Here is a 15732-nt window from a genome sequence, read left to right as displayed (position 1 = left end):
TCACTATCCTTTAACAGAACCCAGCATCACCCCTTTAGCGAAATGTTTTTGCAGGAACGGGTACACACATAAAATAGGCAGAGTACCTACTACAATAACCGCCATTTTAATCGACTGCTCCGGCGGCTGCACGAAGCTCGGATCCATGGAACTCATATCACCAGCAGCGGATTGGGACAACATTACGATCTGTCGCAGCATCACCTGCAAAGGCCATTTTGTCGGATCCGTAATGTAGAGCAGTGCCGAGAAGAAATTGTTCCAATGTCCCACAGCATAGAACAACGTAAATGTAGCGAGAACCGGCTTGGATAAAGGAAGGACAATTTTCCATAACAAGCCCAGCTCAGAACAACCATCAATACGCGCCGCTTCTTCCATTTCTATAGGCAGTTCCTGAAAAAAGTTTTTGACAATGATCAGGTTAAAGGCGCTGATCGCTCCCGGTAAAATAAGAGAATTGAGCGTATCCAGCAAATGCAGTTCCCGAATAACGAGATAGGTTGGGATCATCCCTCCACCGAACAGCATCGTAAAAATAACAAGGTTGAGTACCAAATTACGGCCCATCAGATATCGTTTCGCCATCGGATAAGCCATCGTTACCGTGAAGAACAAATTAACGACAGTTCCGATTACCGTAACATAAATAGAAACTCCTATACTGCGCATAATCGTATCTGTCGAAAAGGTAAACCGGTATGCATCAAATGAAATCGTGGTCGGGATCAGAAATACAGCACGTTTAGTAATTTCCGCATCTGTAGCGAAGGAGCCCGAAACCACAAAGAGGAAAGGGAGGATCGCTACGATTCCGATGATCCCTAAAAATACATAATTGAATATATCAAATGCAGTTCCACCCGTACTCTTGTATTGTTTGGCCACAGCAAGCTTCTCCCTTCTTAATAAAGTCCAGATTCACCAAATTTTTTGGCGATCCAATTCGTCCCGAGCACAAGCGTCACACCAATTATCGATTTAAATAGTCCAACAGCCGTACTGTAGCTAAAGGCTCCCTGCGTTATTCCCAGTGCGTATACATAGGTGTCGAACACCTCACCTACTTCACGATTAAGGGCATTCATCATTAAATAAATTTGTTCAAAGCCATTATCCAAAATCGTTCCCATACGAAGAATAAGTAAAATAACGATTGTACTGCGGATAGCAGGCAACGTAATATGCCAAATCTGCCGCCAGCGGTTCGCACCGTCTACTACCGCAGCCTCATATTGCTCCACATCTACCCCAGCCAGCGCTGCCAGGAATATAATTGTCCCCCAGCCGCACTCCTTCCAGATCGTCTGGAGAATAATCAATGGACGGAACCAGTCGGGATTAGCTAGAAAGTCTATTTTTCTTCCTGTAAACGTATACAAAAATTCATTTACAGTCCCGCCTTCCGTAGTCAGAAACACATAACTCATACTGGCCACAATGACCATGGATATAAAGTGCGGAACATAAATCATCGTTTGAATCGTCTTTTTATAGAAGGAAAGACGTATTTCGTTTAGAAGCAGTGCCAGAATAATCGGCGCCGGAAAAAAGAAAATCAGATTGTAAAACGATAGCAGCAGCGTATTGCGCAGCAGCATATAGAAATCGGGATTCTGGAAAAAAACACGGAAATGCTCAAAACCTACCCATTCACTTTTCTGAAAACCAAGAAACGGCTGATAATTCTTAAAAGCCAGCAGCACGCCCCACATCGGAACATATTTGAAAATAAGGAAATAAAGGAGCCCAGGGAGCAGCAGAATATATAACCATTTATCACGTTTTAAACGTTTCCATCTTCTTACCCGGATATTTCGATAGGTCTGCGGCTTTGGCTGTCGTTCTGCATTTCCCGGAACTGTTACGTGCTTCATCCTGTTCACCTCCATTTGTCATGTACAGCTCGCGATTACTGTAGCCATGGATTACTGCAATCACCCTTACTGCGATTCCTATTATGCTGCTACTTATTTTTTCCAGCAATTGGACTTTTTTGAACGCTCTATATAAGCTAAAAATCCAATCTTATCTAAAAAGTCCAAACCGTGCAAAAGTTTACTATTGCCCGTAAGAGGCTAAGCACCTATGCTTCCAAGTGATGATTTCCAGCAAATGTTTGCCTTAAGGGGGAGCTGAAATGAAGAACAAGTTATATTACGGTGCTGCTTGGTATCCCGAGCTATGGAGTGAAGAGGTGCTTGAGCAGGACATCCTTCTAATGAAGGAAACGGGTATTAATCTCGTGCGAATCGGAGAATTCATTTGGTCTGCCTTGGAGCCAGAGGAAGATAAGATTGTTATCCGTCCATTCGTGAAATATATCGAAAGGTTACATAGAAACGGAATTGACACAGTAATGTGTACGCCGACACCTACACCCCCCATCTGGCTTACCCATGGACATCCTGAGCGCTGTTATGTGGATGAGAGCGGAACGGTAATGGGACATGGAGCACGGCAGCATATCTGTACGAACAATTCTTACTTTCGTGAGCGGGCTGCCATCATTACGGAGCATATAGCAAAGGAGATCGGAGCACTTCCGGGGTTAACCGCCTGGCAGCTCGATAACGAATTCAAAGCGCATGTGGCGGAGTGTATGTGTGAAACCTGTAAAGGCTTATGGCATATATGGCTGCAGCAGCGCTACAGCTCCATTGAAAGATTAAATGAGGCATGGGGAACAGCAGTCTGGAGCCAGACTTATCAAAGTTTTGATCAGGTACCACAGCCAGGCCCCGCACCTTTCCTCCACAATTCATCTCTGCGGACGATGTACCGCTTATTTTCAATGGAAAAGATCGCTGAATTCGCCGATGAGCAGGCTGATATTATCCGCCGCCACTCCTCTGCGCCAATTACCCACAACAGCAGTGTAGCTTTTCATCTCGATAATGAGCGACTATTTCAGAATCTCGACTTTGCCGCCTACGACACTTATGCCTCACAGGAAAATATGAATGCTTATTTGCTTAACTGTGATCTGTGGCGAAATTTCAAGCCGGGAAAAGATTTCTGGGTTATGGAGACAGGGCCATCGTTTGCCGCATCTCTAGTGAGTTTTGGTGTGCCTCACCCGAACGGATATCTGAAGGCAGAAGCCGTAGCCGCCTATGCGCTGGGTGCAGGTGCATTTTGTTATTGGCACTGGCGCCAGCACCGTTCCGGAAGTGAACAAACGCATAGCTCGATCTTAAGTGCTTGGGGAGAACCGGCTCTAGGTTATGACAATGTGTTGGAAGCCAATCAAGCACGGCAAGAAATTGAACAAATTATGTTATCCACTCGGCCGCTTCGTGCGGATGTAGCGATTACTTATTCAGACAGAACCAAAGCTTATCTCGCCACTGAACCTCACCGGAAGCTAAATTATCGTAGTCTGCTGGGCGATTTCTACAAGAGAATACTACACATGGGCATTCACCGGGATTTGCTGCCGGAGGGCGGGGACTTAACCGGATACAAGCTGTTATTCACTCCATTTGTACATTATTTGTCCCCCGAGTATGTGCAAAGTGCGCTGTCATTCACAGCAGCAGGCGGGATTTGGATTGCCGGTCCTCTTACCGGAGGACGAACGAAGGAGCATACCATTCATACGAATGCCGGGCTTGGAGAATTGGAGCGGCTAGCAGGAGTCAAAACTAAGTTCACCTATCCGCTGGAATCAACAGGTACGATTGGACACGCTTTTGGAGTATCTGCTCCCTTGTCCTTGTGGAGTTCTGTCTTTGAACCCGTTTCAGAGTCCGCTTCCAGTATCGGTATGATTACGGAGGGGGTGACGCCGGGGTTGTCCTTCCTGACGGAGCAGCCTTACGGACAAGGTACTATTGTTTTGCTGGGTTCAATGCCTGCCGGTGAAGAAGGTGACCTAATGTTATGTAAACTGATTGATCATTATGCAGAACGTTCTGGTGTTACCGTACGCAGTGATGTCACCAAAGGAACAATTGTCTGCCCTAGAAGCGGAGACCAAGGCGAACTCTGGACGATAATAAATATGGACGGATGCGGGGGAAGTCTCACACTGCCACGGGACGGACATGATGTTCTCTCGGGCAAATCCGTCGCCTGCGGCCCACTCTCACTTGGTGCATATGAATACAGAGTAATCCGATTATAACTGCTTATTCTTGAAGCATAAGAAGCCGCTAACTGCTTGGTCACCCAAGCGGTTAGCGGCTTCATTTCCGTTCTTCGCCATTAACTGAGAGAGAATGACTTTATAACTTAGTTGTTATAAGACCACTTTCCTGGGCGACCTTCAGCCACTCCCTAGCAATCAGATCATGCCCGGCAGTCGTCGGGTGAACGCCATCCCACAGCCAATAGGCTGCCTCTGCTCTCTCCACAGCTGCGTTGAAAGCATCCTGCAGTGGAACATGCACGGTGCCGAATTGCTGCGATAGCTCGCGGACAACCCCCTGATAATGGTTGATCCATTTGGACCATCCACTCCAGTCTTCCGCGGGTGCTCCGGTATTCAGGATAAACGGCTCGACCAGCACCAGCTTCGTATCCGGCAGCACTTCGCGCGTCTCTTCCAGCACATGGCGGTAAGCACGTTCGTAACGGTCGGTGCAGCCGCCCGGCTCGCCCTTCATCATTCTCCAAATATCGTTGACCCCGATCAGGATGCTGAGAATATCCGGCTGCAGATAGATCGCATCCTCATTCCAACGGGCATACAGATCGGAGATCCGGTCACCGCTCACTCCGCGGTTGTAGAACATAGGTTGCTGCTCAGCCAGCTCATTGCCCAGCTTGCCGCCAATGATGTAGGCATAGCCATGCCCCAGAATATGATTGGGATCGTTATCGCGGCCACGGTTGCCGTCGGTGATGGAATCTCCCTGAAATAAGATAACTTGGTTTGGCTTAGCAAATGAAATAGACATCCAGCTCACCCTTCACCTATTATAATTAGATAGATTTGGCACTATCTATAATTTTACCGTAATTGCGGCCGATGCTTCAATGATTTGTGATGCTGCTATGCAATGTGGTAAGATTTAGCAAATGACATGGAAGGGAATGGAACAAGAATGAAGTATAGAAGATTAGGCAATACAGGCCTTAAGGTCAGTGAGATCGGCCTGGGCAGCTGGCTTACCTACGGAACAGCCGCAGAGCAGACAGCAGCGGACGCCTGCGTGGCCAAAGCATTTGAATGTGGTATCAATTTCTTCGATACCGCCAATGCCTACAACCGCGGGGAAGGCGAGAAGGCGATTGGCGCAGCTCTCCGCTCCTACCAGCGGTCGGATTATGTGCTCAGTACCAAGGTGTTTTTCCCGATGGGAGACGGGGTGAACGACCGGGGGCTTTCCCGCAAGCATATTATGGAGCAATGCGAGGCCAGCCTGAAGCGTCTCAGAACCGATTACATTGATGTGTATTTCTGCCACCGCTTTGACAAGGATACGCCGGTGGAAGAAACCTTGCGCGCGCTGGATGACCTTACAGCCCAAGGTAAAATCCTCTATTCCGCAGTCAGCGAATGGAGCGCGGCGCAAATCGCCCGTGCCGGAGGCATCAGCCGCAGGCTGAATCTCCGCCCGCTGGCCTCCAATCAGCCGATCTACAATATGTTCGAGCGTTATATCGAAGAAGAGGTGCTTGAGGTATCGGGGCAGGAAGGACTGGGACAAGTCGTCTTCTCGCCGCTCGCCCAGGGCATTCTGACCGGCAAATACAAGCCGGGACAACAGCCTCCGGCCGGGACACGCGGCGCAGACGATTCAGTGAACGGCGTCATCCGCAGCTATCTGCGCGACGATGTCCTCGGCGTCGTTGCCCAGTTGGATGACCTGGCGGCCAGCCTCGGCCTGAAGCTCTCACAGCTGGCGCTGGCCTGGGTACTCCGCCAGCCAGGTGTCAGCTCTGCACTGATCGGAGCCAGCAAGCCCGGCCAGGTTGAAGAGAATGCACAGGCCTCCGGCATTCTTCTCCAGCAGGAAACGCTGGAGACCATCGACGGCCTGCTCCGCCAGGTGGCCGATTTCGCACCGGCGAGATAGGGAAGCATATAAATACTTATCTTTACAAAAAGGACTGTCTTACCCGCAGAGGTTCTCTACGGGTGAGACGGTCCTTTCCATACTAATAATGGCCAGGCATCAGGCTGTCTTTCTTTTCACTCATCCGCCCTGCCCCGCCGATTAGTGTTTTATACTTCTTTTGGTCCTCTATAGTGGCCAGATGCCTGCATTCTTCAAATAATCTCACGCACCGGAGTACACATGCATCACCATTTATTTTGGCGGAATACTCCAATGCCTTTAACGTATAATGAATAGCAGCCTCATATCGTTGTGCATTAAAGTAATAGGCGGCCACCTCACAGAGAAGGTCTGTATATTCACCCCAGGTAACCCGTGAATTAATGATGCCGATTCGGCTCCGCTGCTCTTTGAAATCCAGCTGATCCTGAAAACGTTCAATAATTCCATCCACATTGAACTGATAGCGGTTGGCAGCCTGCATAATTTTCATTAAAGCCGGAAGAATTTCATTTTCCCGGTCCGCAATGAACTCGACATACTCTGTAAGCACATCCATTTGACCGGCCATTAACCGATGGAGATAGGAATTGGCAATCGCCCATTCCTGAAACTGCGCCTTCACCTCCCGGATCTTCTCCGTGTCCTCACGCACCCAGCCGGAGTCCGCGTAGAGTGAAGCATAATGCAAAGCCCGTTCGTATTCGCCACGTTCATGGCATACCGCCGAACGGAGCAGATAAGCGTAAAGGATGTAGAAGCAGATTGGTCTTGCCGGTTCCTTACGCGTCTCACGCTGTTTGGTCACCAGGTACTGATTCTGGTATTGGATGGAGGCTTTACGCTCCATTTCTTCAGCCAGAATATTCACTTTGCTCCAGCGGTGCAGGGAAATGTAAATATTCGCCAGCGCGTGCAGCGCATCAAGCTGATCGGCCTCATCCAGCCGTTCGACAAAATATTCAAATTGCGTGGCAGCCTGCAGGTTGATATCCTGATTATCACCCAAAGCGATCGTGAACAAGCGGTATTGGCAGAGCGCCAGCCGTTCGGAATGCTGATACTTCTCACTCTCCGCTACGCCTTCATACAGCAGCGCCGCAGCTTCTTTTTTGTCATTCCTGTAAAACTCCTCCGCCGTGTCAAACAGCGCTTGAGCATAGGAGATATTATCCATCAGATTATGTACCACTTGCCGGATGCATTCCAGCTTGTCCAGCTCGGCGCAGCGGTGCAGAAACGGGCCCAGCCGCCGCCAGTCCGGCGTGGAGTGAATAATGCATTCATCTATATACATTTCATAAAACGCACCTTCAGGCAGCCCCATTCCGGCGGTTATCCGGTCCAGCTGCTGCATTGCAATCGGGCGGTTGCCATTGATAATGCTGCTGAGCGTTCCGGAGTTGACAGCGGATATTCCAGCAAATTGATTAATGGTTTTGCCTTCCCTTTTGAGAAAAGCGTCCAGTTCCCCTTGGATCGTAGTCTTAGGCTCCAAACAAACTCCACCTCTCAAATCCAAATATTTGAACAATAATCCAGATATTCCTACATAATAGGTGTAAATATTACACAGGTCAACATCCATTGGCACGTTCAAAAGTGGTTGACAGATGGAAATAAAAGCTCTTATCTTCTAATTCCTTACATCAAGAGATCAGCTTGGACTTCTCAGCCTGTTCTGCGGCTTTGCGGATGAAGCGTTCAAGCGGTTTCTGCAGCGTAAGCCCCAGCAGCAGCGCCAGCACGCCGAAAAGCAGCAGAGCCAACGCATCGCGGAAGACCACCTCCGGCAGAATCCCCCCTACCGCTTCCCGCAGCAGACTGATCGCATAGGTGAACGGCATAAAAGGATTCAGGATCTGAAAGAAATGCCCGGTGGTACTGATGGGAAATGTGCCTCCGGAGCTGGAGAACTGCAGCACCATAAATACAATGGCAATTCCTTTTCCCAGATTGCCGAAGACCGAAACGAGGGTGAACACAATCGTCACAAATACGATGCTGATTAACACAGCAAACAGCACAAACCAGCCTTTATCCGCGACATAACAGTTCAGGATATAAATATTGCCAAATACCGCTACCAGCGCCTGAAGGATTCCGATGGTCAGAAAGGTCAGCAGCCGCCCGAAATACAGCTGGTGGCCGGTATATATGATTCCTCCTGTGTCGACTCCCGTTCGCAGCAGGGAAATCATCAGGGTTCCCCCCACCCATAAGGAGAGCACGACATAAAAAGGAGTCATCGCCGAGCCGTAATTCGGAATCGGGTAGAGCGTCTTCTCCTTCAGGACGACCGGACTGGCGAGAAAATCGCTTTTGCTCTTGATATCTCCGCCCAAGAGCTGCGCGATATCTTCCAGATTCACTTCACTTTTAATTTGCCGGATGGTCACCGCCGCTTTGCGGACGGCGGCTTCAAGCGTAGGAAGATCCTCACGCACCAGCTGTGCAGCGCGCTCCACGCCCTGATCAGCACGTGGAAGTCCGGTGGTGATCAGCGCCGCTGCCCTGCGGAATTTCTCCTCTGCGGCAGGCAGATCACTGCGGGCAAATTCAGCGGCTCCATGGATCGCTTCTCCGGCAGCGGGGAGTCCGCTCTCGATCTGCGGAAGAACATCCGTGACGAAATGATTGAACGTAGCCATCTTGTCCTCAAGGCCGCTGGCTGCCGCATGCACATTTTCGCGGATTGCAGGCAGGTTCTGCCGCAGCGAAGCAAGGCCCGACTCTCCGTATCCGATTGCCGCCGCTGCCTCATCCAGAACTGTATTCAGTGCGTCAAGGCGCTGTGGAACATTCTGCAGTGCCTTGGCGGCAGTCCCTGCGGTGCTGGTTAGCTGCTTCATGGAGTCCGTTACCACCGGCATGCCTTCTGCATTGTAGCGCGCAACAATTCTATTCAGCGCCGTTTGGCTCTGCCCCGCGGCCAGACTAAACTGCTCAAGCACGCCGGCGTCCGGGCCGCCTCCGGCCTGCAGCGCCGCCGCAAGCTTGTCCGCCCGGGAAGCAGCGGATGTGAATTGCTCCTGCACTTCACTTAAAGCATGGATGTCGCCGGTACGCACCGCCCCGGGCGACAGGCTGTTCACCGCGCCAAGCAAAGCCGCGGTGTGGCCCAGTGTCCCGCTTCCAGCCGACAGCCGGGCTGAAGCGAGCTGCAGCTGCCGGGCTTCCGCCGGCTGCTGTTCCTTGCTGTTCTGCAGCTCTGCGGCAAGCTGCACGGCGGCATCCCCGGTCTGCTGCAGCAGATAGAAATTCTGCTGCATAATCAGGGGAATGCTCTCGAAGGCCGCGCCGTTCTGTTCCAGAAACTGCTGCAGCTCCTGCCCAAAGCTGCTTCCGGCCGCAGCCAGCCGGTCCGCCTGCGGCAATGCCTTGGCCGCGGCATTTACCACTGCTCCGGCTTCCGACAACCGCCCGGAAGCCCGGTCCAGCACCTCGTCCACCTTGCCGAAATTGGCATCCAGCCCGCTGACCAGAAGAGCGGCCCGCTCCAGCTCAGGAAGCTTGCTGCTCAGCGTCTGCAGCTGCCCGGCGGCTTCACTGATCTGGGACCAGTGCTCGTCGATCGTCTCCGCCGCCGCTCCAGCCTGTTCCACCTCCGGCAGCTTGCTGGTAAGAGAAGCGATCCTCCCGGCGGAAGAGGAGATCTCCGGCCAGTTCTGCTGCAGCTTGAGCACCAGCTTGCCCGCCTTGTCTATTTCCGGCAAGCTGGCCTCCAGCTTGAACAGCCCCTGCTCCACCTTGCGGATTACCGGCAGCTCGGATTGAAATTCCTCATCAATATGGCGGAGGGCGTTAAGCACCGTGCTGCTGAGTGTTTCGATAAAATGCTCACTGATTTGCGTCGTGATCGTCGAAGCACCCTTCGCAGTGATTTTGGGCGCAATGGCATTGATCTTTTCGTTAACGGTATATTCTACCTCAGGCTTCACCAGGTTGCCCTCAACGATTCCGGCCATCCGCTGCGAGAACTCTGCGGGAATGACGATGCTCGCATAATAGTCTCCGCGCCGAACCCCAATTTCAGCGGCCCGGGCATCCGTAAAGGTCCAGCCCAGCGTCTTATTGTTATGCAGGCTGTCCAGCACCTGGTCACCGATATTGAAGCTTTTTCCCTTCAGCTCCGCCCCTTTGTCCAGACTGGCCACGGCGATTTTGATGCCGGAGGTGTTGCTGTATGGATCCCATACTGCGGCCACATTTACCCAATCATACACAGAGGGCAGCACAATAAGCGCTGCAATCAGCAGCACCGCCACCGGAATCCTGAACAGGTTGCGCCAATCGTTTAAATAGATCCGCCATATTTGCGCCATCCGCCAGTCACCCCCAAGCCGTTATTTGGATATTTTAATATGCCCCGGCATGAAGCTTTTTACAAATCAGCTGCCGTTTATCACATCTTCGGCAGTTCTGGTAGACCTCAGCAAAATTTTTGCAACATTTCTTGCTAATTTACGTTAATAGAGGTACATACCCCGTTTGAGAACTATAGGTAAGGGTAAAGAGGTATATAGGCTATTCACAAGCCATATTTAAGCCAAGGGGGAAATAAAAAGATGTTATTGAAAAACTCCAAGTATGTACTGCCTTTGCTGGTCCTGCTGTTTCTTTCCCTCGCAACAACGGCAAGCACAGCGGGAACACGTGCGGAAGCGCAAAGCGGCGGGCAGATTCAGCATCTCACAGCATATATTCACGATCTACAAATCGTAGACGGCAAGCTGATGCTTAATGCAGACGATATCGAATGGTTTGAAGGCGCGGATGCCAACCGGGTGTTTGCCGAGCGGGACCCGGATGGCGCTGCAGAGCTGGGAGGCGCACCGGACGGATATTATATCGTTAACGACAGCGATTTGCTAACCACTTATCCGGTTGCCGATAATGCCGGTGTAACCATGCAAATCTATGATCATACCGGAACGATCGAGGATCTGGATATCAACTGGAACGAGGGAATTTCTCTACCTCAGTTCCAGAAGGAATTCGCCAAGACCGATATTATCGACTTAAGCCAATTTCCATACCATCTCACCATCAAAGACGGTCAAGTAACTTCAATCGTGCAGCAATACATTCCATAAGCATTGTTATAGTCGTACAAATTAAGACGGTGTCTGCCCATCCGGGCAAACACCGTCTTTTTGGTACGCCTTCTTAGCGCGCGCCCCATAGTTTTAAGTTGAGAGTTGCCAAGGGTGGAAAAACTAAAGCATTAGACTAGAAATGCTGCTGCTAAGCAGCTTTCAAAAATAATACCGCAGTGTCCATGAAATAAGTACTAGACTGGCCCAACAATAAAAACAGCGGTAAGCCTTAAAATAAAGTTCTAGACTGCCGCTGTTTACTGAGCTATCGTTTTCCTTTAGCTGAATTGAAAGACTTATTTATAGCTTTCTTTAAGCGCCCAAGGAATAGTGCCCTCAAACTCTAATTGCAGAGTAGGGTTAGGGAACCCATCAGGGAGTGAACGGACTCCATTGGTGAATCCAAATTTAAAACCATTGATCTCTATCATATTATTCGTGGCTAAATGACTGACTTCTTCACTCGTTTCAATCCAACAATCAGGACCGCTTATTAACTCTCCTACTATATGAAAAAAACCGCCGTATAAATGCATACCATCTTTTATTTCACAATATTCCGAGACCTCACCTTCTTTGGTTGGGTCTATTCCTAAACTTCGAAAAAAATCTAAAACTGGCTTAGGTATTAGTTCAATAGCACTTACAAAATTCTTACAGAAGATACAATCACAACTTTCAGTGATTTGATGATAGGCTTGGTAAAAATCTTTAGTTTTCTCAACATCTACTTCAAGATTCCAATCCCCAATTTTCATCTGCTTCATGGAAATATCCCCTTATAAAGAGTTCTTAAAACAGTCATATACTAAGGGTCGAGTTCCTACACCGTCATGCTCAATAACTTAACGACAGAAGGAGTAGTTGCGGCGGCGGCAAACTGCTCCTGGATCGCTGAACTAACGTTTGCCGTTAGCTTAATGACTTGAAAAAGCCCATATGAGTAACGTTCCCGCATTCACGAACCATTACTGGGCATAAGCTGCCGGGGCCGACGGGCTTAAACGGTGCAGGGTTGTCTGGTGATTGCGCTTCCTAGAAAACCCTCATGCAGACCAAAAACCGTAAGGTCTGCCGCGTGAATATGGTGTTAGCTGATATGCCCTCTTCCTCGAACCCCATTCAAAGGTCTTATGCTTTTGTTAATGACTTGTTTGTTCGTGTTTTTTTGTTTCATTGCTCTTGTTACGTATTAAATATTTCTGCGTCTATTTTCTTCTTGCATAAGCCAATACCTTATTCCCTTACCAGCAAACGGTTCATCTTTATATCTCGGTACAATATGTAAATGAGAATGAAAAACAAACTGACCGCCTACTTCTCCGATGTTCCAACCTAGATTGTAACCATTTGGCTTATATTTTGTGTCTAAGTAATTTTTGGTTATATCAATCAGTTTTTTTGTGTCTATCCATTCTCTTTCTGATAAATCAAATGGTGTTTCTTTATGTGCTTTCGGTATTATATAACATGATCCTATTAGTATATCGTTATCATCAGCGACGCAGACAACTGATTCATACTCAAATAAAACATACTGAAAATTTGTGAGGTAATTACAGCATTTACAATTATCTTTTGTGTCCATCTTAACCCCCAGAATAAAGTTTTAAATTTATAAAAAGCATAACTACAATTATAGGATCTTATCCCGAGTTACTCAGATCTTTTGTTTTTTTGTCTTTCAATATCTATCAAATCTCATAGACAGGACATTAATTTCAATCAGCAAATGAACTCTACACAAAACTTTCTTCATTTTTTAGATGTGTTTATTTATTATGGTTAGGACATTTCAGCTAACGTCTTATTTACAACTTTGTAAATAACTCCATATGTAGAGTATTCGCGAAATCATTAAGCTATCCTGCCCTTTAGTGTAACAAGGCCGCCGATTATGCGCGGCAGCCTTGTCTTGGTGTGTTTATTGAACTATCGTTTCCCGTTAGCCAACCATGCAGCGCAAAATCAGCGCTGCACCACAGAGAATGAAAATTTTCGCTTGGTATTTTATACTGGAAGTACGGCTGGGAGAGGAAGGTCGATGAACTATGGTGCGATTAGAGCCCATCCGTTAGTCTGACTCCAACGACCACGGTGCACCACTGAATGTTGCTCCCACTGGGAAGCACTCATAGTAGATTAATCCTATTCTGGTTGTTGCACCAGTCTCCAATCATGATGCCGTAGAAAGGTTGAATGGCGTGGATGTAATTATTGAACGGGCGTGCGGTATGGATGTCCATAAAGACAATATTACTGCATGCATCATGACACCTGAAGGAAAGGAGATTCAAACATTTTCAACTAAAACTGTATTTCTTCTTAAGTTAGTGGACTGGATTAAGGAGCACAGCTGTACTCATGTCGCCATGGAAAGCACAAGTGTTTATTGGAAACCTATTGTAAATTTAATTGAGGCTGAGGAGATCGAATTTCTGGTTGTTAATGCCCAGCATATGAAAGCTGTGCCTGGACGCAAAACCGATGTTAAAGATGCAGAATGGATTTGCCAACTCCTTCGCCACGGACTGATTAAAGCCAGTTTCATTCCAGACCGTAATCAACGTGAGTTAAGAGAGCTTGTTCGTTATCGTCGGAGTATCATCGAAGAACGTGCCAGACAGCATAATCGAATCCAAAAAGTATTAGAGGGAGCTAATATTAAGCTTGGTTCCGTTGTCTCAGATATTATGGGAGTTTCCTCTAAAAACATGCTTTATGCGATTGCTGAAGGTATAGATGATCCTGAGCAACTGGCCAACATGGCCCTTCGGACACTAAAACGAAAAAAAGACGAACTCGAACTTGCCCTCCAAGGATACGTAAGCCCCCATCAACGCCTAATGATAAAAACCATTCTAACTCACATCGACTTTCTAACTCAACAAATTGATATGCTGGATCAAGAAGTTGCACGGCGAGTAAATCCTTACCAAGAAGATATTGAACGATTAGACTCAATTCCAGGCATATCAACACGAATGGCCGAACAAATCCTGGCTGAAATCGGTACTGATATTAAAAACCAGTTTCCAAGCGCAGCTCATATGTGTTCCTGGGCAGGACTTGTTCCTGGCCATAACGAAAGTGCGGGCAAAAGGAAATCGGCTAAAACCAAAAAGGGCAATAAATATTTGAGATCAGGCTTAACCGAAGCAGCTCATTCCGTAAAAGGATCTAAGAATTACCTTGGCGCCCTGTATAGGCGTACAGCAGCGCGAAAAGGAAGGAAACGAGCAGGAATTGTAGTCGCTCATGCCATGTTGAGAATCTCCTATTACCTTCTAACTCGTAAAGAAATGTATGTTGATCTAGGGGAAGACTACTTCGATAAGCAAAGGGAACAGTCCATGGTGCGACATGTTTTACGCAGACTTGAAGGACTAGTACAGTATCAGTCCTTAAATTGTGGATAAAGCCTTTTAAGTTTTATTCGCGCATCTTCAGTAGTGAATTGCCAATCTATACCTCTTTGAGAAGCGTTACGAGCAGATTCCCATTCGGTCAGTTCACTTGCTAATTCTTCCATCGACGGAATCCGTCTTGCTAAACATTGACGCGTCATTACGCTTAGCTCAATTTCAGCAATGTTCAGCCAACTGCCATGTTTGGGGGTGTAATGGATTTCGAGCCGTTTGGCTAGACGCAAGGCGGTTTCCGGTTCAAAGGCTTCATACAACGAGGCGATCGAATGCGTGTTTAAATTATCCATCACTAAACGAATTTTGGGTGCACTCGGGTAATGTACGTCTAACATTTCTCGAACTTGCTCCGCCCATTCGATTTTTGTACGGCGAGGACGAACGCTAACGTATCTCCAGCCCGCAAGCGGTTCGGTGAAGATAAAGATACTGCAGGTCCCGTGACGTACATATTCGGAGTCTTCACGCAGTGGCTTGGCGGGCTTCATCGGGATCGGTTTTCGAGCGTCATCCAGCAGTTGGAACGGTTTCTCATCCATGCATATTACCGGACATTCGCTGTCGTAGGGCAAATGGTAGACCTCTAATACATCTTCCATGGCAGCCACAAACGCTGCATTCTGCTTCGGTGGAATGCACCAACACTTACGAAGATGGGGTTTGAGTTCGTTTTTTTAAAATGCGGTCCACCGTGTCGTATGAAATGCTGTCAATGTAACCCAGTTCAACGGTCTTGTTTGCTAAAAGTCGAAGGGTCCACCGACTTCTTCCAGCGGGCGGAGTACTGCAACTGAGCGCGATGATTTTCGTTTCTAGTTCGCCGGTGACCTTAGGAGGATTCGGGGGTGTCAGTCTTTTTTTTCGTATAACAGCAGCCTGCAATCCCTTCTCTACAAAGGTCTTACGGACCAAATACACCGTGTTGGTGTGGATATGTAGTTGCTGCGCAATGGTGGTATCCGAAAGCTTATTACCTGCCCGATTCTCGTCCGCCCACAGTAGAATTTGTGCTCGCCGGAGTGAACGTGCAGCCACTTTTCCTTTGGAGCACAGCTCTTGTAATTCTTTCTGTTGATCCGGACTCAAGATAACCGCATATGCACGTAGTTTCATAGTCGATACCTCTTTTTCTCTCGACTATATCATATATACCAAATGTTGACTATTTTAAATCTGATACTGTACTAGGCTACTCCATTA

Annotated in this window: 12 protein-coding genes; 4 read left to right on the top strand and 8 right to left on the bottom strand. The window is 48.2% G+C overall.

What is annotated here, in order from left to right:
- Window positions 1–3 precede the first annotated feature (3 nt).
- Window positions 4–888, bottom strand: a complete 885-nt coding sequence (locus NSS79_RS08260) for a carbohydrate ABC transporter permease (protein WP_342438977.1) — start codon at window positions 886–888, stop codon at window positions 4–6.
- A gap of 17 nt (window positions 889–905) precedes the next feature.
- Window positions 906–1877: a sugar ABC transporter permease gene (locus tag NSS79_RS08255; protein ID WP_076110537.1), complete on the bottom strand. Its 972-nt coding sequence runs from the start codon at window positions 1875–1877 to the stop codon at window positions 906–908.
- A gap of 263 nt (window positions 1878–2140) precedes the next feature.
- On the opposite strand from NSS79_RS08255, the gene NSS79_RS08250 reads away from it, so the two are divergent.
- Window positions 2141–4129 (top strand): beta-galactosidase, encoded by a 1989-nt coding sequence (locus tag NSS79_RS08250; protein WP_342438976.1) that lies wholly within the window; start codon window positions 2141–2143, stop codon window positions 4127–4129.
- A gap of 100 nt (window positions 4130–4229) precedes the next feature.
- Here NSS79_RS08250 and NSS79_RS08245 read toward each other — a convergent pair whose 3' ends face one another.
- Complete coding sequence (locus tag NSS79_RS08245; RefSeq protein ID WP_342438975.1) at window positions 4230–4904, bottom strand: SGNH/GDSL hydrolase family protein; 675 nt, start codon at window positions 4902–4904, stop codon at window positions 4230–4232.
- Between the two features lie 147 nt (window positions 4905–5051).
- Here NSS79_RS08245 and NSS79_RS08240 point away from each other — a divergent pair, with 147 nt between their 5' ends.
- Window positions 5052–6026 (top strand): aldo/keto reductase family protein, encoded by a 975-nt coding sequence (locus NSS79_RS08240; RefSeq protein WP_342438974.1) that lies wholly within the window; start codon window positions 5052–5054, stop codon window positions 6024–6026.
- Window positions 6027–6108: 82 nt separating this feature from the next.
- Here the strand turns inward: NSS79_RS08240 and NSS79_RS08235 are convergent, their stop codons facing one another.
- Complete coding sequence (locus NSS79_RS08235; RefSeq protein WP_342438973.1) at window positions 6109–7506, bottom strand: transcriptional regulator; 1398 nt, start codon at window positions 7504–7506, stop codon at window positions 6109–6111.
- 151 nt (window positions 7507–7657) lie between these two features.
- Window positions 7658–10333, bottom strand: a complete 2676-nt coding sequence (locus NSS79_RS08230) for a YhgE/Pip domain-containing protein (RefSeq protein ID WP_342438972.1) — start codon at window positions 10331–10333, stop codon at window positions 7658–7660.
- 243 nt (window positions 10334–10576) lie between these two features.
- Here NSS79_RS08230 and NSS79_RS08225 point away from each other — a divergent pair, with 243 nt between their 5' ends.
- On the top strand, window positions 10577–11104 hold the full coding sequence (locus NSS79_RS08225) for a hypothetical protein (protein ID WP_342438971.1): 528 nt from the start codon (window positions 10577–10579) through the stop codon (window positions 11102–11104).
- Window positions 11105–11403: 299 nt separating this feature from the next.
- Here NSS79_RS08225 and NSS79_RS08220 read toward each other — a convergent pair whose 3' ends face one another.
- Both NSS79_RS08220 and NSS79_RS08215 read right to left on the bottom strand, forming a co-directional pair.
- Entirely contained in the window at window positions 11404–11874 is a 471-nt protein-coding gene (locus tag NSS79_RS08220) for a hypothetical protein (protein WP_342438970.1), read from the bottom strand.
- Window positions 11875–12299: 425 nt separating this feature from the next.
- Entirely contained in the window at window positions 12300–12695 is a 396-nt protein-coding gene (locus tag NSS79_RS08215; protein WP_342438969.1) for an HIT family protein, read from the bottom strand.
- A gap of 616 nt (window positions 12696–13311) precedes the next feature.
- Here NSS79_RS08215 and NSS79_RS08210 point away from each other — a divergent pair.
- Window positions 13312–14526 (top strand): IS110 family transposase, encoded by a 1215-nt coding sequence (locus NSS79_RS08210; protein WP_342438968.1) that lies wholly within the window; start codon window positions 13312–13314, stop codon window positions 14524–14526.
- Here the strand turns inward: NSS79_RS08210 and NSS79_RS08205 are convergent.
- Window positions 14505–15645, bottom strand: a protein-coding gene (locus tag NSS79_RS08205; protein ID WP_342438967.1) for an IS630 family transposase whose coding sequence is annotated in 2 segments (ribosomal slippage) — window positions 14505–15198 and window positions 15197–15645 — 1143 coding nt in all. Because the reading frame shifts where the segments join, the coding sequence is not laid out codon by codon here. The two genes, NSS79_RS08210 and NSS79_RS08205, sit on opposite strands and share 22 nt — an antisense overlap.
- Window positions 15646–15732: the final 87 nt, after the last annotated feature.

Source organism: Paenibacillus sp. FSL L8-0436, from assembly GCF_038593025.1.
GTDB lineage: Bacteria > Bacillota > Bacilli > Paenibacillales > Paenibacillaceae > Paenibacillus_AQ.
Note: the sequence above shows the minus strand (reverse complement) of the source record. Positions and strands in the feature narration are given on the sequence as shown.

Excerpts from the sequence above, each read along its gene's own strand:
- NSS79_RS08255 (WP_076110537.1), bottom strand. The coding sequence starts at position 1,877 with ATGAAGCACGTAACAGTTCCGGGAAATGCAGAACGACAGCCAAAGCCG.
- NSS79_RS08250 (WP_342438976.1), top strand. The coding sequence starts at position 2,141 with ATGAAGAACAAGTTATATTACGGTGCTGCTTGGTATCCCGAGCTATGG.
- NSS79_RS08245 (WP_342438975.1), bottom strand. The coding sequence starts at position 4,904 with ATGTCTATTTCATTTGCTAAGCCAAACCAAGTTATCTTATTTCAGGGA.
- NSS79_RS08240 (WP_342438974.1), top strand. The coding sequence starts at position 5,052 with ATGAAGTATAGAAGATTAGGCAATACAGGCCTTAAGGTCAGTGAGATC.
- NSS79_RS08230 (WP_342438972.1), bottom strand. The coding sequence starts at position 10,333 with ATGGCGCAAATATGGCGGATCTATTTAAACGATTGGCGCAACCTGTTC.
- NSS79_RS08225 (WP_342438971.1), top strand. The coding sequence starts at position 10,577 with ATGTTATTGAAAAACTCCAAGTATGTACTGCCTTTGCTGGTCCTGCTG.
- NSS79_RS08220 (WP_342438970.1), bottom strand. The coding sequence starts at position 11,874 with ATGAAGCAGATGAAAATTGGGGATTGGAATCTTGAAGTAGATGTTGAG.
- NSS79_RS08215 (WP_342438969.1), bottom strand. The coding sequence starts at position 12,695 with ATGGACACAAAAGATAATTGTAAATGCTGTAATTACCTCACAAATTTT.